Origin of the sequence: Chitinophaga varians, from assembly GCF_014529945.1 — a bacterium.
Classification (GTDB): domain Bacteria; phylum Bacteroidota; class Bacteroidia; order Chitinophagales; family Chitinophagaceae; genus Chitinophaga; species Chitinophaga varians.
The window spans coordinates 146,198-169,757 of sequence record NZ_JACVFB010000002.1; the positions used below are offsets into that span (position 1 = coordinate 146,198).

The 23,560-nt window shown below is 51.1% G+C and carries 8 protein-coding genes; all 8 read right to left on the bottom strand.

Annotated features, from left to right (window positions below):
• Positions 1-26: 26 nt before the first annotated feature.
• Positions 27-14,165 carry a T9SS type B sorting domain-containing protein gene (locus ICL55_RS08375; protein WP_188095987.1) on the bottom strand — a complete coding sequence of 4,713 codons (14,139 nt, stop codon included), beginning with the start codon at positions 14,163-14,165 and terminating at the stop codon, positions 27-29.
• A 377-nt stretch (positions 14,166-14,542) separates the two neighbouring features.
• A complete protein-coding gene (gene atpA / locus ICL55_RS08380) occupies positions 14,543-16,120 on the bottom strand; it encodes a F0F1 ATP synthase subunit alpha (protein WP_188095989.1) in 1,578 nt (525 codons plus the stop codon).
• Positions 16,121-16,202: 82 nt separating this feature from the next.
• A complete protein-coding gene (atpH, locus tag ICL55_RS08385; protein ID WP_188095991.1) occupies positions 16,203-16,763 on the bottom strand; it encodes an ATP synthase F1 subunit delta in 561 nt (186 codons plus the stop codon).
• 61 nt (positions 16,764-16,824) lie between these two features.
• Complete coding sequence (gene atpF / locus ICL55_RS08390) at positions 16,825-17,319, bottom strand: F0F1 ATP synthase subunit B (protein WP_188095994.1); 495 nt, start codon at positions 17,317-17,319, stop codon at positions 16,825-16,827.
• Between the two features lie 152 nt (positions 17,320-17,471).
• A complete protein-coding gene (gene atpE, locus ICL55_RS08395; RefSeq protein WP_078670146.1) occupies positions 17,472-17,729 on the bottom strand; it encodes an ATP synthase F0 subunit C in 258 nt (85 codons plus the stop codon).
• 103 nt (positions 17,730-17,832) lie between these two features.
• Entirely contained in the window at positions 17,833-19,038 is a 1,206-nt protein-coding gene (atpB, locus tag ICL55_RS08400; protein WP_188095996.1) for a F0F1 ATP synthase subunit A, read from the bottom strand.
• 244 nt (positions 19,039-19,282) lie between these two features.
• A complete protein-coding gene (locus tag ICL55_RS08405) occupies positions 19,283-21,043 on the bottom strand; it encodes an ABC transporter ATP-binding protein (RefSeq protein ID WP_188095998.1) in 1,761 nt (586 codons plus the stop codon).
• A 198-nt stretch (positions 21,044-21,241) separates the two neighbouring features.
• Entirely contained in the window at positions 21,242-23,443 is a 2,202-nt protein-coding gene (locus tag ICL55_RS08410; RefSeq protein ID WP_188096000.1) for a hypothetical protein, read from the bottom strand.
• Between the last annotated feature and the right edge of the window lie 117 nt (positions 23,444-23,560).

Below are 23,560 nucleotides of genomic sequence, written 5' to 3' on the forward strand. Positions count from 1 at the left end.
ATGTGTGGACCGGTTTTTTTGTATGATTACCTCATCAATTCTATCCATCCTTTGTATGATCTTTCAGTGCCGTCTGCTGCCCTTAGCTTCAGCACATAGTAATAAGTGCCTTCGCTCAATCCATGGCCATCCCATTCGTTCTGATAGTTTTTGGATTGATATACCTGATTACCCCAACGGTTGTAAATAAAGAGCGATGAATTGGGGTAACGGGAAATACCGATGATAATAAAGCGATCGTTTCTGCCATCACCGTTAGGTGTGATCACATTGGGGATGAAGATATCATCGCCTGATACCGTCACAGGTTGTGTGACAGCGGTGTTATTAGACAGGTCCGGATCTTTTACCCTACTGGTTACGGTAGCTGTATTCACCACGGTGCCTTTGTTGTTGATACGGGCCGTCAGTTGCATGGTGGCCGTTTGTCCTGATGCCAGCGCCGGCACTTCCCATACCACGATTTTTGACACCGCATCATAATGGGTGACACCCGCACTGACGTCAATACCACCAATAAGATCAAGGTTACCGGTAAGTGTATCCCTCACCACGATAGTCTGTGCTGAATCCGGTCCCGCATTGGTGAGTGTTATCCTGAATACTGCCTTACCACCTGTTTGCAACGGCTCATTGTTCAGCAGCACTTTTTTCAACTGGAGGTCTGCCAGTTTCTGAATTTGCCGAAGCTCCACTTTTGTAACAACTGTTCCGCTCGTATTGTTGGCCGGATTGGTATCAATCGCTCCATCGGGGGGTATAATAGTGGCTGTATTGTTCAGCGTACCCGGTTGCGGCACCACGCCGCTGACGCCCAGCCTTACTTCGCTGCCGGCCGGGAATGTGCCGATGGTGGCTGTAACCGTGCGGTTGCTGACATTCACCTTCACATTTGCGGCGCCGCCGTTTACAGTGAGTACTGCCCCGCTGATATTGTCAATACCGGCAGGCAATATGTCGGTCAGCACGGCACCATCACCTGATGCCAGACCATTATTTCTGGCGGTCAGCACATAATGGATGGTATCGCCGGTGCTGGCAGTTGGCGGACCGGATTTATCAATGGTCAGATCGAGGTTTCGTTGTACCGTAGTGGTCGCAGATGCATTGAAGGTATTGCCTTCCGCGGTGGCAGTGGCGTTGTTGGTCAGCACCCCTGCAAAGACAGGGCTTATCTGTCCTTTTACGAGGATGTGCACCGTATTATCGCCGCCGGCAGGTATCGTAGCCGTGACATTGAGCGTATTGCCGGTACCGGTGTTGCCGCTGAGCACCTTCGCGCTACCGGTAACGGTAGTCGTCCAGTATACGCCCGTGATCGTGGCCGGCACAATGTCCTGTACCGTCACCTGACTCAGGTCGCTGACACCCGGATCGGAAAGGATAATGTCGTATTGGATACTGTCGCCCGCGGCAGCCGTCCGTGGGGCGACTTTCACCAGTCCTACGGTATTGGTCCTGATAATGCTGGTCAGTACCGTATCACTGGGTATCTGGCGGCCGTCTGCCGTTGTCAGCAGGGCGCTGTTGGCCACACCGCCGGCTGCCGCGTTGCTGGCTACGCGACCGTTGATGGTCACCTGAATGCTGTTACCCGCTCCGGCATCGATATTACCGGTAACATTTACATTATTGCCGCTGCCGGTAGCGCTGGCGGTCACGGTAGCATGACCGGTGGCCGCCGCCTGCCAGGTGACATTGGTAATGCCCGCCGGTACGATGTCCGTAATACGAATACCCCTGGCATTGGAGGGCCCCAGATTGGTGGCGGTAACTACATAGGTGATTGTTCCACCGGCATTCACGTTCTGTGGGCCTGTTTTGGTAATAGCCAGCATCGCCTGGTTGGTCACCACCGTTTGAACGGACGACGGGTATACCTGCCCGTTATTATCAGTTGTCAGCGCAGTATTGTCAATAGTACCGGTGAAATCCGGCGCAATCACGCCATTGATGATAACCTGGATACTGTTGCCCGCTCCTGCCGGCACATTGCCATTAAAGGAGAGCTGCTGCGTGGTGCCGGACACCGGCGTGCCGGCGGCCAGCGATGCAGTGCCCTGGGTGAGGATCTTCCAGGATACCTGTTCTATCTGCGCCGGGATGACGTCTGTGATGGAAGCGTTTACCAGGTCAGACGGACCGATATTACTGAGATTTAGCGTGTACACAATCGCGCTGCCCGCGGCTGCCTTTGCCGGGCCCGACTTCGTGAATACCACTCCCGGGTGCTGAATGAGCTGCGTTTGGACGCTATCCTGCGCTACTATGCCGGTGCTGTTGGATACCGTAGCGGTATTCTTCACGTCACCGGTCGCATTGGAAGCAATAGTGCCGGTAACGGTGACCAATACACTATGACCGGCGCCTGCCGGGATATCAGCCTTCACGTTGACATTGTTGCCTGTACCGGCGCTGCTACCAGCTATGACAACGCCACTGCCGGTTGCGGTCCACGTTACATTGCTGACAGCTGCCGGCACCACATCAGCGATGGTGATGCCCGTTGCATTGGAAGGCCCGTTGTTGGTGACCTGCAGTGTATAGATAATACCAGCACCCGCTGCCAGTGTATCCGGACCGGATTTGCTGATTTTCAGTGAAGTCTGTGAAGTCACCGTGGTGACTACCGGCGGAGTGGAAACGGTGTTACCGCCAAAGGTGTAGCTGGCCGTATTCGTGATGGTACCTGTCAGCGCCGGGTCTGTATCTCCTTCCACCGTAATAACAACGCGGTTGTCAGCGCCTGCTGGTACTCCGGCCGTGAGTGCCACGTTACCGGACCGGTTAGACACATTACCGCCTTGTATCACCGCTGTACCGAAGGCGGTAGCAGACCACACAGGGTTCACTAATTGTGGCGGCAGGATGTCACTTACCTGTATATTGGCAGCATCACTCGGGCCGCCATTGCTAAGCACCAGATTGTAACTGATATGTCCACCGGCAGCCACTGTAGCGGGACCAGATTTTGTCAGCTGTACCGATGCTTTGTTATACACGATCGTCATCACCCTGTTAGACGGCGTAGTGATATTGTTCAGTGTGGCCGTGGCTGTATTACCAATAGTATCCGTACCCGGGAAGGAAGCCTGCAATACGCCGCTAACGGTGATGTGTATAGCATTACCACTTCCCCGCGGAACATTGACCGTCAGCGTCACATTGCCGGTTTGATTTTGCAGGTTGCCTCCATTGATGGTAGCAGCCCCGGTAGTATTGGCAGACCAAACCGCCTGTTGCAACTGAACCGGCAATACATCTGCGATCTGAATATTTGCGGCGTCAGATGGACCATCGTTATACACATCGATGGTGTAAGCCATCATACTACCGGCGGCAGCAGAATCAGGACCGGCTTTCACCACACGCAGTTTGCTGAACTGTGTGAGTATGGTTTGTGCGGTATCTGTCACCGCCATACCGTTGGCCGGTGTGATGGCGGCCACGTTAGTGATGGTACCCGCAGTAGTTGCCGCATCTGTCTGCGCATTGATCATCACCATGATGGTACCGCCGGCAGGGATGTCTGCTTTAAAGTTCACATTACCGCTGCCATTGGTGATGTTACCGCCTGTAATCGCCGCGCCGTTGGCGGCAGTAGCGGTCCAGGTAGCATTTTGCACCGGCTGCGGCAGCACATCGCTGATAGTAGCGCCAACGGCGGTAGACGGGCCGTTATTGGCCACAGCGATGCTATAGGAAATATTACTACCGGCAGCAAGGGTAGCCGGACCGGATTTGGTAATCACCAGCCCCGGTGTATTGGTAATACGGGTATCTACCGTATTGCTCTGTATTGTTCCCGCAACGGCCCTGTTGCTGATAGTACCGTCGAATGTCGGATCTGTTGTTCCGTTGATGGTAACAGTGACGGTGCCTCCCGCAGGAATATCAGCTGTCAGGTCTACATTGCCGGTACCCGTGCCCGGATTGGTTATGGTAGCATTTGTAGCCACACCGTTCCAGGTCACATTGGTCACAGCAGCAGGCACCGTATCCCGGATAATCACCCCGGTAGCATTGGACGGTCCGTTATTGCGGACCTGCAACGTATAGGCGATAGCGTTACCAGCGACGGTATTAGCCGGACCGGATTTCACAATAGTAATACCGGTAGAAGCAGTTACCACGGTATTAACAGTGGCAATAGCCGGCAGCGGATCAGTCACACCAGCGGGTGGCATAGCGGTAGCAGTGTTGATCAGTGTTCCTGTAAAGGCAGGATCTACAATGCCTTTCACCTGTATAGTCACTTCACCATTGTAAGCAGGAATATTCGCATTCAGTGAGATATTGTTACCGATACCACTGCTGCTGGCTACTGTAGCGCCATTTGTTACGGTAGCGGTCCAGGTCACATCCCTGACAGTAGCGGGCACAACATCTTGTATCGTCGCGCCCATGGCATCAGCCGGACCGTTATTCGTTACAGTGAGCACATAATCAATCGTTTCGCCTGCAAACATGGCTGTTGGTCCTGCCTTGCTGATGCGCAGGTCCGTTGACCGGTTCACGGAAGTCACCACAGAACTGGTTTTAGTACCTCCTGCTTCCACTACTACGGTATTCGTAATCGTGGCAGCGGCAGTGGCTTTCACGGTGCCGTTCACCGTAATCGTGATCATACCGGAGCTGCTGCCACCCAGCGAGCCTGTCAGGTTGATGTTATTACCGGTGCCACTGGTCTGTGATACGCCCGCATTACCGGAAATAGCGGCTGTCCAGTTATTCACGGTAATATCAGCCGGCACTGCATCGGCAATGGTGATGCCTGTTGCATCGGAAAGCCCGGTATTAGTCAGTACAATCGTATACGTGATCGGATCATTCACATTCACCGATGCAGGACCAGATTTAGACAACAGTACACCAATATCTGTGGTGATGACGGTAGAGACACTGCTGCTGTTATTGGTGGGTATGGTTTCTGTGACATCTGCCGGCGGCGTTACCGTAGCGGTATTGCTGATAGTGCCGGTCGCAGAGGGATCTACCGTTCCGTTAATGGTCACCAGAATAGTATTGCCATTACCGGCTGCAATATCACCGACGAGGGTAATGGTATTGCCGATAATCACCGGTGCAGCGGCGGCGGCACTGCCGGTAGTGACGGCGGTAGCATTATTAATGATAATACTGGACGGTATCGCATCTACAATCACCGCACCGTTTACATCAGAAACTCCGCGGTTGGCGATTTGCAGTTGATAAGTGATATCCTGGCCTGCATTGATATTAGCCGGACCGGATTTCACTATTACCAGATCAGCCTGACGGCTTACAGCGGTGATAGCGGTAGCATTCACCGGCTGCGGGTTATCCACACCTGCCGGAGGAGTTACGGTCGCCGTATTGGTGACATTCGTACCGTTGGCGGTAGACGGATCTATTTTGCCTTTTACGGTGATGATAATGCTGCTGGTATCAGCTGCCATGTCTGCGGTGAGATCAATGTTGCCGCTACCGCTGCCGGTGGAAACCACGGTGTTCGGTCCTGTGGATACGGCCGTCCATACCGGCTGCAGAATAGCAGACGGAATCGCGTCATGGATAGCCACGCCCTTCAGATTGGAAGGACCGGCATTCTTCACCGTAATCAGATAAGTGATATTGGACCCGGCAGCCGCACTGCCCGGTGCGCTCTTCACGACACGCAGATTACCGCTACGGCCCACCGTTGTATTAACCGTAGAGGATACCGGTGGCTGTCCGTTGATGGCGGCTGTAGCTGTGTTAGACAGGCTGGTTCCGGTAAAATCAGGATTCAGTATGCCCGTTACCGTTATATCGATGCCATTACCGGTACCAACCGGAATATTGCCGGTAAACGACACATTACCAGTACCGCTGGCGGCGCTGACAGTAGCCGTACCGGTGGCGGTGGCCGTCCACGCCGCCTGCTGGATAGCCGGATCTATCACGTCGTTGATGGCTATATTCACCGCATCAGAAGGCCCATTATTGCCCAGATGGATGGTGTATTTTATCGGATCACCTGCAAATGCTTTGCCCGGGCCGTTCTTCACGAGGTCCAGTTGGGATTCGCTGAAAACAGTTGTCACGGCCGTATCACGGGCGGGTACTGGTTGATCCGGTGAAGATACCTGCGCAACGTTCACCAATGCCGGTCCTGTATAGTTAGCATCTACAATACCCTGCACCACCACCAATGCACTGCTCACCGGCGAGCCGGAAGGCATATCAGCCGTTACGGCAATCTGGTTGCCCGTACCGGTTTGACCGGCAGTAATCACCGTATTGCCCAGCCCTATTACATCCCAGGTAACATTATGGATAGCGGCAGGTACCGTATCACGGAACTCCACGCCGGTAGCGTTGGAAGGACCGTAGTTTCTAAAGCCTACCAGGTAAGCGATATGCGCCCCCGCAGCGATCTGGTCGGGACCGGCTTTTACCACCGCCAACGATACCTGTTTCACCACATGGGTGGTAGTCGTATTGGATGTTACCGGCGGTTGACCGGCAGCAGTAGCCTGCGCCACATTGGGGATATCTCCGGCAGAGGCAGGATCTACTGTACCGTGAATGGTAATAATGATCATATTACCAGCACCCGCCGGAAGTGTACCGTTAACAGGGATATTATTGCTACCTCCGCCGCTGCTGGTTTGCAGCGTAGCTTTACCTCTTGCTTCAGCTGACCAGCTGATGTTCTGTACCGATGCCGGTACAGCGTCGGTCACCGTCACAATGGCCGCATCTGATGGCCCGGGATTAGTAACGGTCACCGTAAAGGTAATATTACCGCCCGCGGCCAGGGTGTCCGGTGCGGTCTTTATTACCTGCAACATAGGCTTGTTCAGTACATTTGTGACCACCGTGTCACTCCACACAGTATCCTTCGCCTGCATGGCAACATATCCATTGTTGTATAACAAACCGATATACCCCGGCGCTACCGTTCCTGTAACATCAACGAATATATGATTACCCGTACCGGCAGGCAGATTGCCGGTCACCAGTATGTTATTGCCACTACCGGTATTGCCAGTCAGTACGGCGCCGTTTGCGGCTACGGAAGCCGTCCAGGTAACATTGCTGATCTGTGGAGGCACTACGTCCTGGATCTTCAGATTACGGGCATCAGACAGGCCGTAGTTGGTGGCCACCAAACGATAGCTGATCTGTTCTCCGGCATTGATCTGCGCAGGCCCCGTTTTGGTGAGCGATATCTGCGGGTTGTTGAGTACCATGGTAGACACCTCACTCTCTACAGACGGCTGCCCTGTTACACCTGCCGTCGCCACATTATTCAATGTCCCCGCTGCAGCCGGATTTACGGTACCCTGTATGGTCACCACCACTTTGCCGGTACCTGCCGGAATATTGGCGGTTACCTGCAACTGATTACTACCACCGGTAGCACCGCTGTTGATGACTGCTCCACCGGATGCTACTGACTGCCACTGTATATGTTGCAGGGTGGTGTCCATCATATCCGTGATATTCACGTTCTGCGCATCGGAAGGACCGGCATTGGTCACTGTGACCACATAGGTGATCTGGCCTCCGGCCGATATACTCGCCGGACCAGACTTACTGATCTGCAACTGTGGTTTATTGATCACCACGGTATTCACGGTATCAGAGTTCACCGGCGGCAGTCCACCTGCGGTACCACTGGCAACGTTGGTCAGCACACCGCTAAATGACGGTGAAACGGTTCCGGTAACTGTAATGGAAATCGTATGTTCGTTACCGGTAGGAATGTCGCCGGTTACCTGTATATTATTGCCGGTACCGGTACCACCGCCGGTAATAGCAGCACGGCCGGCAGCCGTTGCTGTCCAGCTTACATTCGTAAGCCCTGCCGGCACAGCATCTGTTATCACTGCACCCTGCGCGTCAGACAATCCATGATTACCCACCGTTACGGTATAAGTCAGCTGTTGTCCTGCAGCTACTGTATCCGGTGCGCTCTTGCTCAGGATCAGCGCAGGCACGTTCCGTACAGTAGTTACCACTACTTCTGAAACAGCGGTATGTCCACCACCGGCATCAACGGCCGCCTGGTTCCTGAATTGACCGGTAAAGGCAGGGTCTATCTTACCTGCAATCAATATCAACACATAGTTACTGTCTCCCGCAGGGACATCCGCCACTACATGGGCGATACGATTGGTGATATCTTTTGAGTTCACTTTGGCATTGCCAACTCCGGTGGCAGTAATAGAAGGATTCTGCACCGCTGCCGCGATGGTGTCTGCAAAGGCCACGTTGTAGGCATCAGACGGACCGGTATTGGTTAGTTTCAGTACATACAGCAGCGTGCCGCCAGCCGTAGCATTGGCAGGGCCCTGTTTGGTGATAACCAGGCCCGGTTGCTGCCCGATGGTGGTCACAACGTCATTGGAGTTCACCGGTTGTTGGCCGGGCACCCCAACGGTGGCCGTATTGACAATATTGCCGGTAGCACTGCTCAGCACTGTACCGGTAATGGTAATAGTCACTTCATTATTGGCGCCGGCAGGAATATTGGCATTCACACTCACGTTGTTACCCGTACCGGTAGCGCCGCTGTTCACAACGGCTGAACCGGAAGTCGTGGCTGTCCAGCTGATATTGCGGATAGAGTTAGGCCCCACAAGGTCGGTGATAGTGGCATTCATCGCATCAGACGGACCGGTATTGCCTACCGTAATCGTATATACGATCGCCGTACCGGCATTAACAGTAGCAGGACCGGATTTCTGAATCTGCAATCCTGGCTGCGTCAGCACAATTGTTTTGTTGGTAGCCCTCGCCGTATCAATGCCCGCCAGTGTTGCGGTGGCGGTATTCACCAATGTATCGGTGGCGGCGGCTTTCACAACGCCGCTTACCTGCACCTGAACAATGTTGCCTGCACCGGCAGGAACGTTCACGGTTGTCTGTACGGTGTTACCGTTTCCGGATACCGGTGCGCCACTCGCCATGGAAGCGGTACCCAGCGTGGTCACGTTCCAGATGACGTTCTGAATATTGGCTGGCACCAGATCCTGCAACACAATACCGCTGGCGTCAGACGGACCGGCGTTGGTCAGCCTGATCAGATAACTGATACTGTTGCCCGCTACCACGGTACCGGAAGCTGGTCCCGCTTTAGAGAGGGTAAGACCGGTTTGGTTGTTGATAACGGTATTAACGGTGTTAGAAGACACCGGTGTTTTGCCGGATGGGGTAACGGTGGCAGTATTGCTAAAGCTGCCGGTGGTGGCGGAGTTAATCAGTCCTTTGATAGTGACCAGTATGCTGTTACCATTGCCCGCCGGAATGCTGGCGGAGAAGTTCACATTACCGGTACCGGAAGTCTGGCTGGCAGTGGCATTACCTTGCACGGCCACCGTCCAGGAAGCGTTTTGTATGGCAGTTGGTAAAACATCCGCCACGGTAGCATTACTGAGGTCAGAAGGACCGCTGTTAGTGAGCTGCAACTGATAGGTAATACTATCGCCGGCCACTGCCTGCGCCGGGCCTGATTTAGACACCGTAATATTGTACCGCGGGTCGGCGTCGTCTGTATCGGTAGCGGTATTACGCGAAGGATTAATGTTCGTATAACCGGCAGGGATAGTAGCCGTTGCAGTATTCACCAGCGGGCCGGTGAAATTAGCCGGGATATTTAACGTCAACGTATATACGATACTGGATCCTGCCGAGAGATTTAACGGCTGATCTATAGCACCGTTACCAGAAGTGGCCGGTTGCGCGCCGTTAGGAGAAACAGCTGTCCAGGAGGCCACGGTAATGCCTGCCGGCAGCGGGTCCCGGAAGGCAGCCCCTGTCAGATCAGACGGCCCTTTGTTCACCACGGTGATCTTATACTGCGTAGTAGTGCCCGGCACATATAACGGCGTATTGTCTGTTTTGTCTACCGTTACTTCCACACTTCTGCCCACCGGTGTTATAACGGAGGCACTATCAACACCCGGATCAATATCTCCGGCTGGCGGTGTGAGGTACACCACATTACGCAGACTATTGCCACTAAATTTAGATTCTACGCTTCCGGTAACTGTCAGGACAACAGACTTTCCGGGAGGCATGGTAAGCCCGGACCATTGCTGGCTAACGGGATCATACGTTCCTTCAGCAGCGGAGAAAACAGCGCCCAGGAAGCCTGTGGGCAGGGAGTCCGCCACGGTAATGATTTCATTGGGTTGAATGGTAGAGGGACCGTTGTTGGTGATCGTAATCTTATAGGTCAATGGTTGCCCGGCCACCACACTGGATGGAGTGGCTGTTTTGGCCACCACCAGGTCTGTTACGGCTGCTGTTACCTGTATGGTCACCGTAGCAGTAGCGCAGGCGCCCTGATTATCACATACCTGATATACGTAGGTATCGGTGCCCGTAAAACCAGGATTGGGCGTATAGGTAAAAGTACCATCGGCACGTTGCACCACTTGTCCGTGAGCAGGCGGTGTCACCGGTGTAGTCGATACCGTTAGTGGCTGGTTTTCCGGATCGCTGTCGTTGGTCAGCACGTTGCCGCTCACCGGCACGTCCCGCGGCGTGGTATATTGATCGTTCACAGCCACCGGTGGGTTGTTGGGCACGATTCCGGTCACCGTGGAAGTATTATTGCTCTGGTCGGGATCGGGCGTATTCGCCGGGAAGGCCAGCACACCCATATTATCGATGACATCCCCTCCTTTGGCCGTTGCGGCAACGGTACCTTTGATGGTGACCACAATTTTGTTTCCCGCAGCAAAAGGGATGTCCGCTGTTATCTTTATTAAAGGCCCGCTGCCGGAGGTGGCGCTTAAAGCCACGCCCGCCCCGGTGGTTACAGCCGTCCATGACGGGTTACTCATCAACGATGGTAACACATCCTGTATGGAGGCACCGGTAACATCAGAAGGACCCAGGTTTTCTACCGTCAACGTATACACGAGCGGACTACCGGTTTTATAGGTATTACCGGCATCCGACTTAGTGATTTTCAGATCAGCCTGACGTCTGTAGGTAAGTACTACCGTATCCACAGAAGGAGGACAGTTACCATTCGTGATGGTCCAGGTGAGCGTAGCGCTGGTATTGGGCTGCAGCGTTACGTTCGTATTGGGATTATTATTGCTGGTCACGGTAGCAGCACCGCTCACAACTGCCCAGCTGCCGGTACCATTTACGGGCGCATTGGCGCTCATGGTAAAGAGGCCGTTGTTGTATTTGGTCTGATCCGGACCGGCGTTAGCGGTAGTAGGTGACGCGTTTACCGTGATTTGTACGGTATCGGCCGTAGTGGCGCAGGCGCCGTTGCGGATAGTCCACACCAGCTGATAAACGCCCGGTACCATGTTCTGCAATGCCGTATTGTTCTGACCAGGACTGACGATAGTAGCCGTGTTAGGACCAGCGATCTGTTTCCAGGTACCGATGCCCGGTGCCGCAGTATTGCCGGCCAGCGTAGTGGCGGTCACGTTACACAGCTGTTGATCAGGGCCTGCATTAGCTGCGGGGCCCGGTGTATTGATGGTCACCACCATCGTATCAGCCAGCGAAGGACAGGAGCCGCTACGGGTAGTCCACACGAAAACGTAGCTACCGGTTACCAACCCACTGACTGCCGTGTTATTTTTAGTGGTATCCGCAAAGCTGGCGGTATTAGGCCCGCTTAGCTGGCGCCAGCCTCCGGTGCCCACTACCGGTGCAGTAGCTGCCATCGTGGTGGTAGTGGCGCTGCATAGATTTTGGTCGGGCCCTGCCAGCGGAAGGCTGGGCGACGCATCTATGCGGAGCTGCATCGTGTCAGCGGAAGCAGCGCAGCTACCGTTGTTGATGGCCCATTCGAAAGTATACGTGCCCGTTACCAGGTTGCTGACACCCGTACTGCCCATATTAGGATTGGCGATGGTAGCGGTATTGGGGCCGGTCAACTGCCGCCAGGTGCCGGTACCGGTAATCGGATTGTTACCATTCAGCGTCGCGGATGTCACACTACACAATGCCTGATCTGTTCCTGCATTGGAAGGGGTGGGTTTGTTCCGCACAAAAGTGGTGTCACGCAGGATGTTGTTACATCCTCCGCCCGACGGAGCCGCATCGCACTCATGATTGGGATTGGTCGGTACGGCCACGGTGGGATCGGAAGCGTCTACGTCCAGATCTGTGGCCGAACGTAGCAGGCTGGCCTCAAAAATGGCCAGGTCCGCAGGCGCCTGGGTGGTCACCACCACTGAAAAGACGTAGGTAGCGGCGGCGCCGCTGCTAAGCGTTACCGAGTCAATATATCCGATGTTGGGGACGGAGCTGCCCACGCCGAAAGAACCGCCGCCGGCAGTAATGGTGCGGCTCACCAGCGAAATATTATTGATGGCGGTAGGTACGCTGAAACTGAACTTGCCGTTCACCGCAGAGTCGGGACCATTGTTGCGGATGTTGATCTGGATATTATAGGGTGTGTTCAGACATCCTTGTTTGTTCGGTGGCGATACAGACGATACCACCTGCAGGTCAATATTACGGCGGGTATCCACCTTGTCGGTAGCGGTATTATTTGCCGTGTTTGCCTCGAAGGCGTTGGCCACCGTGGCGGTATTGGTAATGCTGTCGGGCGCACTTACAGACACTTTCACCGGAATAGTGATAGACGGATAAGACGCACCGGCCGCCAGCGCATCCTGACGTGTAGCCGTTACCGTAGCACCTGTCATACTAATAGTCCATCCTGTTCCGGTGGGCGTTCCGGTAACTGTCAGGCCTGTGGGGATAACGTCTGTCACCGTTACCTGGCTTACATCCGGCTTGGCGTCGGTCCCGTTGTTGGCTATAGTCAGTACATAATTGCCGTTGAGCCCTTTCCGTAGGTTACCGTTATGTGTTTTGGTAATGGACAGGTCAGGTGCGATGATATTGGTGGAGACACTCGACGTGTCATTCGACGCATCAGGGTCGGTGATGCCCGTAGCGGAAGGCGTCACCCATACCTTATTGCTCAGCACTTTTCCCGGTGGCATAGAAGCCACCGTGCCCGTGACGGTAAAAGTGCTGGTACTGCTGGCCTGCATGTTCAGCGTGGCATTGGAGAAGTTGGTACTCGTATAGCCGGTGGCGGTATTGCCGGCAAAACCATCATTGGAAAAAGTAACGTTGGAAACATTGAATGCGCTGGCTGGTGAAAAGACGTCCTGTAGCGGCAATCCGCTGAGCGCGGAGGTGGTTTCATTGTAGACGGTGACCTTGTAGGTGAGCGCATCACCTACTTTGGCTACCGGTTTGTCTACCAGTTTCTGTATGCGGATGTTGCCTGGTGTGGTGATGATCAGGTTTCTTACTTCATGACGGTTATAAGCACCGCCGGTGGAAGCGGCGAAGCCGAGTTTCATCCGTGCAGGCGGCGGAGAAGTCAGGGTAATGGGCCCGAACAAGGTCTGCAGCGTTCCGCCCTGTACGTTGGTCGATTTTACAGTGAGGGTATATTGTCCGGTACCGGTGGGTAGTATTGTCACCTGTACGCGCCGGTAAAACTGTGCTGACGTTGGTCGTGTACTGGTCACCACGTCATAATCCAGGGAAGTACCAACGGAGCTGCTGCCGAGGTACGAATAGGTGGGTGAAGGACCGCGGGCAGAGATATAATCACGGTAAAGCGTTCCGCAGTTGGCTGATACCCCGCCTGATTTGCCTTCACTACAGTTAGCATAATTGCCATATTCATCGATGCCCACGCCGACGTAACCTCCAGCCAGACCGGTATTGCCGGTGGATGTGGACTGTGCATACCCCAGGCTTCCACCTCTGGAGCCCAGGCTGAAGGTCGAGGAGGTAATGTTGTCATCGAACAGGAATACCGAGAAGCCGTCGCCGCCGCCCAGACTGGGATTGGTGCGTCTCCACGCCACATACTCAAAGTCCATGAGTACGCCGAGCGTAGAGGGGAAACCAGCGTTCACGAAGGCATAGCCTACCTGATTGCCCACGTCTTCCGTGAGCCGCAGCCATCCCTGTCCCACAGGGTCGTCTACACCGGAAGTCAGTTTGGCGGCGCCTCCCAGGGTAACGTTGCCGGTAGAGCTGCTTTTAAAATTTTCTGTGATGGTAAATTGTGCGCGGGCGGTAAGGGAAAATAACAGGCAGGCACATACGAACTGCCAGGCATCCGGGCGGATACGGATTGTTCTTTTTACCACGCACAGGAACAAACGTAGACATACATCCATAGACTATACATTTAGACGGGTATCTCTGGCCGGGACACAAACAGTCATAGCTTCTCACATGCAACCAGTAACACTAACAGTAATAGAAAATCGGAATGAATAAGTCGTCTAAAGGGTGGTAAAGGTTATGAACGGGGTAAAAACGTCAATTCGATCTTGGTCAGTTTAATTGCGATTGTAACCAAATATAAAACGGTCGGATCAATTAATAAAAAAAATCTACGTTAAAAAAATCTCTAACAGACTGAAAATAAATAATATGTAAATATTATTTATATTATATTTTTAGTATACTCAGATCAGATATAACATAAAACAAGAAGCCTCCGCCGTATAACGGGCAGAGGCTTCTTTATAAAAAGGATTAAAGTACCGGACTAGATGAAACGAGGTTTCAGTTCGTTAGCCAGGGTAACCATTTTCTTGATACCGTCTTCTGGCAGGTTACCTTTCTTGAACTCATTCAGTACGTCAGCCAGACGAACCTGCATTTCATTCAGGAAGGCTTCTTCGAACGCGCGTACCTGTTTAACGGGAACGTCACGCAGCAGACCGTTGGTACCCAGGTAGATCATCGCTACTTGTTTTTCTACCGGCAGCGGGCTAAACTGAGCTTGTTTCAGGATTTCCACGTTACGGGCACCTTTGTCGATAACTGCTTTGGTTGCAGCGTCCAGGTCACCACCGAATTTGGAGAAGGCCTCCATTTCGCGGTATTGAGCCTGATCGAGTTTCAGGGTACCAGATACTTTCTTCATGGATTTGATCTGTGCGTTACCACCTACGCGGCTTACAGAGATACCTACGTTGATCGCAGGACGTACACCGGCGTTGAACAGGTTACCTTCCAGGAAGATCTGCCCATCGGTGATGGAGATTACGTTGGTTGGGATGTAAGCAGATACGTCAGATGCCTGTGTTTCGATGATCGGCAATGCTGTCAGGGAACCACCACCTTTTACCAGGTGTTTGATGGAATCAGGCAGGTCGTTCATGTTTTTCGCGATCTCATCGTTGTTGATGATTTTCGCAGCACGCTCGAGCAGACGGCTGTGCAGGTAGAATACGTCACCAGGATAAGCTTCACGGCCGGGAGGACGTTTCAGCAGCAGGGACACCTCACGGTAAGCAACCGCCTGTTTGGACAGATCATCATATACGATCAGGGCAGGACGACCGCTGTCACGGAAGAACTCACCGATAGCAGCACCAGCGAACGGAGCGTAGAACTGCAGCGGAGCAGGCTCAGAAGCAGAAGCAGCAACGATCACCGTGTAAGCCATAGCGCCGGCTTCCTGTAATGTTTTCATTACACCCGCAACGGTAGATGCTTTCTGACCTACTGCTACGTATATGCAATACACAGGTTTACCTGCGTCATAAAATTCTTTCTGGTTGATGATGGTATCGATACAGATAGCTGTTTTACCAGTCTGACGGTCACCGATCACCAGCTCACGCTGGCCACGGCCGATAGGAATCATCGCATCGATCGCTTTGATACCTGTCTGCAGTGGTTCTTTTACCGGCTCACGGAACAATACACCAGGCGCTTTACGTTCCAGTGGCATTTCGTACAGTTCACCAGTGATAGGGCCTTTACCATCGATAGGTTCGCCCAGTGTATTTACCACACGGCCTACCAGACCTTCGCCCACGTTGATGGAAGCGATCTTACTGGTACGACGTACTTTATCACCTTCTTTGATATCCTGAGACTCACCCATCAATACCACACCTACGTTATCTTCTTCCAGGTTCAATGCAATCGCTTTTACACCATTGCCAAATTCAACCAGTTCACCATAACGCACATTTCCCAAACCGTAGATGCGGGCGATACCGTCACCCACCGACAATACTGTACCTACCTCTTCGAGATCGGCAGAAGCATTGAAGTTGCTTAACTGCTGGCGTAATATCGCCGAAATTTCATCAGGTTTAATATCAACCATAATTATGCTTTTAAAAAAAGTCGTTAAAAAAGTTAGTATAACGACAACAGCTTTGCGTGTACGCAGCGGCTGCTGTTTTCATTTAGCGTATCGCGGATACGTAAATATTCTGACTGAATTGTTTTTTAATATCGTGCAGGTCGCGTGCTACGGAAGCATCGAACAGTTTGTCGTTGGCTTCGAGTACAAAACCACCGATCAGGTCTGCATTCACGGCGGTTTCCAGCTGTACCTGTTGTGGTATTTCGCTGGCCACTTTCTGACGGATCGTGTCCAGGGTAGCGTTGTCCAACGCCACCGCTGTCGTGATCTTCACCATGCTGATATTTTTAATAACGTTGTACTGGCGGGTGTATTCCACTGCAATTTCAGGCAGGAAAGATTCACGCGCCTTGTTGATCAGCAGGTTGACAAAAGCCAGCGTAGTAGCGCTTACACGGCCATCCAGAATGGCAGCCATGATTTTCTGCTTTTTATCAGCCTTGATGATCGGGCTTCTCAGCAAACTCACCACATCGCGGTTGGACTTCACCAGTTGCTGCAGGAACAGCATGTCGGTCTGTACCGCTTCCAGCTGGCCCTTTTCCTGAACCAGGTCAATCAATGATTTCGCATACCTTGATGCTAAACGGGGATTCTGCATATATGCTTATAACTTTTAGCCGTCAGCCTCCGGCGATTGCCGAAGGCCAACAGTTAATATCTTAATTCAATTTAATTTCTCCGGCCAGTTGTTTCACGTAAGATTCCTGTGCTGATTTATCAGACAGTTCTCTTCTCAGCACTTTCTCAGCCACTTCAACCACGAGGCTGCCCACCTGGTTTTTCACATCCGTTAACGCAGCCATTTTCTGGTTTTCAATAGCGGTGTAAGCTTCAGAGATGATTTTTTTAGCTTCAGCCTGTGCCTGCGCTTTCGCTTCACTGATGATAGCGTCTTTCGCGTCTTTTGCTTCTTTCAGAATTTTGCTTCTTTCAGCTTTAGCTTCAGCCAGTACATGCTCATGCTCAGCTTTCATTTGTGCCATTTCTTCTTTCACTCTTTCAGCAGAAGCAATAGAGTCTGCGATAGAACCTTCCCTTTCTTTCAAAGTAGCGAGGATCGGAGTCCAGGCAAATTTTTTCAGGATCAGGAATACGATGATGAAGATGACGAATGAAATTGCAAACAAACCTAACGCAGGGAGCAACAGATCCATGTTATTTGAATTTTATTATTTTTTATTTTGATATTTAGACATTTACTGATTTCAGCAATTGAGAGATCAATAAATCCCCAAATAATAAAATGCCGAAATGAAAGATTACTGCATCCATTGCCCTGTGCGCCGGATGCAGTAAAAAGTTTGGCTTACAGAACTACCGCCAGCAGACCAGCGATTACACCGAAGAGGGCAACACCCTCAACCAGCGCAGCAGCCAGGATCATGTTTGCACGGATGTCGTTAGCAGCTTCTGGTTGACGAGCGATAGACTCCAGAGCGCTCTTACCAATGTTACCTACACCGATACCAGCAGCGATAGCAGCGATACCAGCACCAACAGCACCACCAGCTTTAGCTAAACCAGATGCAGCAGCAGCCTGCAATAAAACAGTCAAAAGTGCCATAATGAATATGTATTTGATTTAAAAAATTACGAATTATGGATTACGAATGACGGATTACCGATTACTTCCATTCGTAATTCGTAATCCGTCATTCGTAATTTATTTAGTGGTGGTCGTCATGTCCACCTTCCATGGCCTGGCCAATGAATACAGCTGTCAGGTTGGCAAAAATGAACGCCTGAATAAAGGCTACCAGCAGCTCCAGCATCATCATCACGATGTTGAAGACAATGGTCAATGGCAGGAAGCCATAACCAGCTACTTTATTCAGAGAACCAAATATGAACACCAGGGAAATAATACTCAGGATGATAATGTGACCTGCCAGAATATTGGCGAACAACCTGATCATCAGGGAAACAGGCTTGGTAAATACACCAATCAGCTCTACCGGAGCCAGGATAACCTTTACACCAAAAGGCACAGGAGGATTAAAGATGTGACCCCAGAAATGTTTGTTGGTAGCCAGCATAGTCGCTACAAAGCTGATAATAGCCAGTGCAGCAGTTACCGCGATATTACCGGTTACGTTGGCAGAACCTGGCAACAGGCCCAACAGGTTGTTGATCAGAATAAAGAAGAAGATAGTCAGAATAAACGGAACGTACTTTTCGCCTTTTTTACCAGGAATGTTTGGTTTCACCACCTCGTCACGCATGAAGATGATTACTGGCTCTACCAGGCTCTGTAAGCCTTTAGGCGCTTTCTTGGAACCACGTACACGGTAGGCTTTCGCTACATTCAGCATCAGCACAACCAGTAAAATAGCTGCAATCAGCATGGAAGTAACGTTCTTCGTCATAGAGAAGTCGTAGATCGTTTCACCGGTAGGCATATCGTTCGCATCTACGGCAGTGATTCTGCCTTCCATCACTTTTCCGGGATCTACGCCCATTGCACGGAGTTTATCCGCGTCCAGGCCCTTTTCATGCAGATAGTGCGCATTTACGATACGATAACCCTCATACGCCTCATGACCATGATGGAAATGAGAAGCAGAAAATACAGAAAGTCCACGTGCAGGGCTGTAAACAATAACCGGCAGCGGAATAGTCACATGCGTTTCACCAATGCTGAAAAAGTGCCAGTCATAGGCGTCCTTTACGTGACCGAGAATTACTTCCTTAGCATCAAATTTTTTAGGTTCTGCTGCTTCCCCGTCATGAGCAGGCTGTTCAGCTGCATGCTCTTCTGTTGCATGTTCTGAACCTTCTGCAGGCGCTGCATAGGAAAAATTACCAAAACCGTGAAGGCCTAAAACCATCACAAGTGCTACCACTCTGTGTTTGAACTTATTGAAAGAAATCACCGTTTTCTGAAATTTTGCGCAAAGATAAACGTTTTTATGTCAAAAATTCAGCGACTATGGAAAAAATGATGGAGATAATGTAAATATATTGATACCCAGCACTTTAAATAGCTTCCAAAACATGCCGCTTCTCAAGAAAAGAACATAAAAAATGGCAGATCTTTTAGCGATCTGCCATATATATTTTTTTATTATTTATGCGACATGTCAGCCACTGCGTCAACACCGCAGCAACCGATACCTGCTACACCTTATTCGCATTAAATTGCATACTGTGGAGCTTGTAATAAAAGCCCTCCAGTTTCAGCAACTCCTCATGGGTACCCATCTCCTTGATCTCCCCCTTGTCCAACACGATAATTTTATCCGCTTTACTGATGGTGGACAACCGATGCGCAATGATCACAGCGGTCCGGTCTGCTATCAGCTTGTCGATAGCCTCCTGGATCATCATCTCAGATTCAGTATCTACGGAAGAGGTAGCTTCATCCAGAATGAGAATAGCCGGATTGTACAACAACGCCCGCACAAAGGAAATCAGCTGACGTTGCCCCAGCGACAACGTACTCCCCCGCTCCATCACCTGGTAATCATACCCACCGGGCAACTGCATAATGAAATCGTGTATCCCGATCAGCCTGGAAGCCTCCTCTACCTGCTCCCGGGTAATAGCCTTGTTATGCAGGGTTATGTTATCGTAAATGGAGCCGGAAAACAGGAACACGTCCTGCAACACCACCCCTATCCTGCTGCGCAGCGCCTCCAGCGAATAAGCCGGCAACTCAATATCATCGATCTTAATGCTGCCCTTCTGGATTTCGTACAACCGGTTCAGAATGCTGATGATGGTCGTCTTGCCGGAACCGGTATGCCCCACAATCGCCACCGTATCACCAGGATTAGCATGGAAGGTAACATCCTTCAACACATAACGGTCGTCTACATAAGCAAAAGACACATGATCAAAAGTGATAGCGCCTTTCATCTGCTCTCCCTTTTCATGGCCCCTGTCCGGAATATAATCCTGGTTGTCCAGTATCTTGAACACCCGCTCACTGGCCACCATGCCCATCTGAAGTGTGTTGAACTTATCGGCCAGCATACGCAGCGGACGGAACAGCATATTCAGGTACATAATGAAGGCGATCATCACCCCCTGTGTCACCTCATAATTCAACACTTTATTGGAACCCCACCATACCATCAGGCCCAGCGAAATGGCCAGAATGATTTCCACCACCGGGAAAAACACGGAATACGCAAAAATGGCGTCGATATTCGCCTTGCGGTGTTCTTTGTTGATCTGTTTGAACCGGGCGTGTTCCCGCTTCTCTGAGGTAAAAGCCTGTACCACCACCATACCGGTCAGATGCTCCTGCACAAAGGCATTGAGCGCTGATACGGCATTACGTACCCGGTAAAATGACTTGTTCACACTTTCCTTAAAAACATAAGTGGCAAAAATCAATATCGGGAAGGGTGACAGGCTCACCAACGTCAAACGCCAGTCTTCGATGAACATCACCACCAGGATCGCCAGGATGGTCAGCAGGTCCGAAACGATGGAAATGATCCCCTCTGAGAACACATCATTGATGGCTTCAATGTCGTTCACGGTACGGGTGGTCAGTGTCCCGATCGGGGTTTTGTCAAAAAACGCGAGGTTCAGGTGAACGATCTTCTTGTATACCGCTACCCGCAGGTCTTTTACCACCGACTGTCCCAGCCAGTTGGTCAGATACGAAAAGTAAAACCGCACCACTGTTTCCACCGCCAGCAAAGCGATTTGTACAATGGTGACTGTCACCAGCATCTGCAACAGCTGGTTAGCGATATATTTATCAACGGTAACCTGAATCAGATAGGGCCTTAGCGGGGAAATTACTGCGAAGATCACGGTCATCACCATAGACAGGTATAATGCCCGCTTGTAAGGCGCCGCAAATGTGAAGATGCGTCGTAATAAACTGAAATCAAATACTTTCTTTACGGCCAGATTTTCCAAAGGAATTACGTTTAAGCTAAACTATATAACAAACCTAGCACATTTCTCGCAAAGGCGCAAAGCAGCAAAGCGCGCAAAGAAGATATAAGCAGGCAGAGAAAGCAAAAGAGCGAAGATCAAAAACTGATCTTCGCTCTTTTGCTTTCTATTTAATCTTAAAATCGTTGCGTGCTTTGCCGCTTTGCGTCTTTGCGAGCATTACTTTTTCTCATCTTTCATGATCTGGCGGTAAGCCTTAATGAAGATGGCGCCCAGGTTTTTATGTGGTGGCACATAATCACTGAACAGTTCGCGGTTACGGGCATCCGGTGCAAATTTTTTAGCCAGCTGTGCCCACATTACTACCCAGTCCACATTTTTACCGGCGCGTACCACATCTTCCAGGCTATGGATGATAGGCTCGTTCACAAAACGGGTACCTACCTGTTTGGAGGAAATGATGTGCGCTTCAGGGGATTTCTCCAGTACAGTGGCGAGGTTGTGATATCCGCCGCAGGAGCCCAGTACCACGATCTTGGCAGAACTTTGCAGGTTGTCCAGCGTGGTGTTGATATGGTAACTGTGCCCACGGTGAATAAATACCGTTGGATGGATATCGTTTTCATCGAGGTATTCTGACAGTCGCTGAATGGCTTCTTTATCTCCCGGCTCATCTATCGGCAGATTGGCGTAGATGGTAGTGGGCTTGCCTTTCAGCGATGTGATGGTTACCCAGTATTTGTTCTTCACCGCTCTCCATTCGGAAGACGGGAAGTTGGTCATAAAGCTGGCGTAAGACTCCTGTCCGTCTTTATCACCGTAGAAAAACACCTGCTGGTATACGCGGCCGCTATCGTTCTGCAGGGTATTGAAACCAACGTAGTTAATTGGAGGCAGTGACAGTTCAGCAGCGATATCAGAGGCTTTGGAAGAATCATTTTCCCCTTTGGCAGACTCTGTTTCAAACAGGCTGGTGAGCAGCTGATAGATCACCGTGCCTCTTCTGTCGTTATGTTTTTTTACGTAAGCCAGGTTTTTCTTCACCTCTGCACGGAGGAAGTTGAGCAGTTTCTCATCGCGGATGCTGCCAAAGGAATTGGCCACGTCCACCGCATCTTCCAGGTCTTCGGTTTTCTCCAGGTTCTGCACATATTTCTGCATCAGGTAGTTGGAGTTTTCCGGCGCCATGGATTTCAGGAAGTTGTCCAGGGTGTTGAAACCGGCAGCCATCGCGATGAATTTTTTGAAGCGGTCGAAATTGACCATCATCAGTAAACTATCGCCGCGTGGAGGTTTCATACGTGCCATCATCTGGTCGTACAAACCGGCGTTGTTATGATTGGTATAGCTGGAAGTATACAGCTCTTCCTGACCGTTGATGATCAGGTAGTACAGTTCTTCCGGCGTAAAGTCTTTTACAATGCGGAAACGTACGTTGGCCGGATCTTCGTGCAGGTCGTTCACTTCGCGGATATACAGCAGTGATTTGGCCTGCATATTTTCCATCATGGCTTTCATCCCGAAAGGATTGCGGCCTTCAGCCTTCATTTTCTGCAGCGCCACCATGGATTTCACCATCTGTTTGTAGTACTGGTAGTCGTTGTCTACGATTTTCTCCAGTTTTTCCACGGAGATGGAACCGTCCATCAGCTGATCAATGAAAGGCAGGATTTTAGTGCTTTGAGGCGACTGGCCGATACGGACGATCAGCTGCACCACGGGGTCCTGGTTTCTTTTGATCACATTGGCCATGGGCGTATAGGACGTAGCGTAGGTAAGTACCTGATTGGGATATTTACGGGCTACTGCCGCTATGATGGAGTCTGTTCCCGGAAAGTCCAGATAGCCCTGTAACTTAGGCATCACTGTTTCCAGGTTATTGAATGCGTATTTGGAGAATACTTCACCTCTGGCGTCTTTATAGCCCTGGTTATCGTGAAAGATTTCGATAATACGTTCGGAGCCGCCAAAAGAGAGGTTTTTGATATAGGGCGCGATGCTTTTCCCTTTGATATCAGCCCGCATCATATCGCGGTAAGCGGTAATCATGGCCGGTGCTTCTTCCGGTTCAATGATGCCGCGGGCTCTTTTCTGGTTATAATCTTTCAGGACGGAATAAAGACCAGTGAGGTATTTTACTTTAAGACGATGGTCCAGCGCGGAATCGCGCTCTATGTCCATCTGCATGTTGTCTACATCTTTCATGATGGCGTTGGTGACCTGAAGATTGATCGTCTGATCTTCAGATACCTTCACAAAATCATCTGCCTTACCATCGAATTTGGAGGCTGCAGCTTGTTCTTTATCAATGTTGTCATGGATCCCCTGCCTGTTGATAGGTATCTGTACGTGACCGTTTTGCGCGTGCACCCAGCTGCTTTGAGAAGCAACGAGCATTAACAGAAGTAGAATTTTTCTCATTGTAGATGTACTTTTCACTTCGACCAGATAGCAAATTTACAACCAAATTATGAGAGCGCCACGCTTTTCATTCCTAACCCATCAGAACCAGAAAAATACGGATGATAAAATAACAGC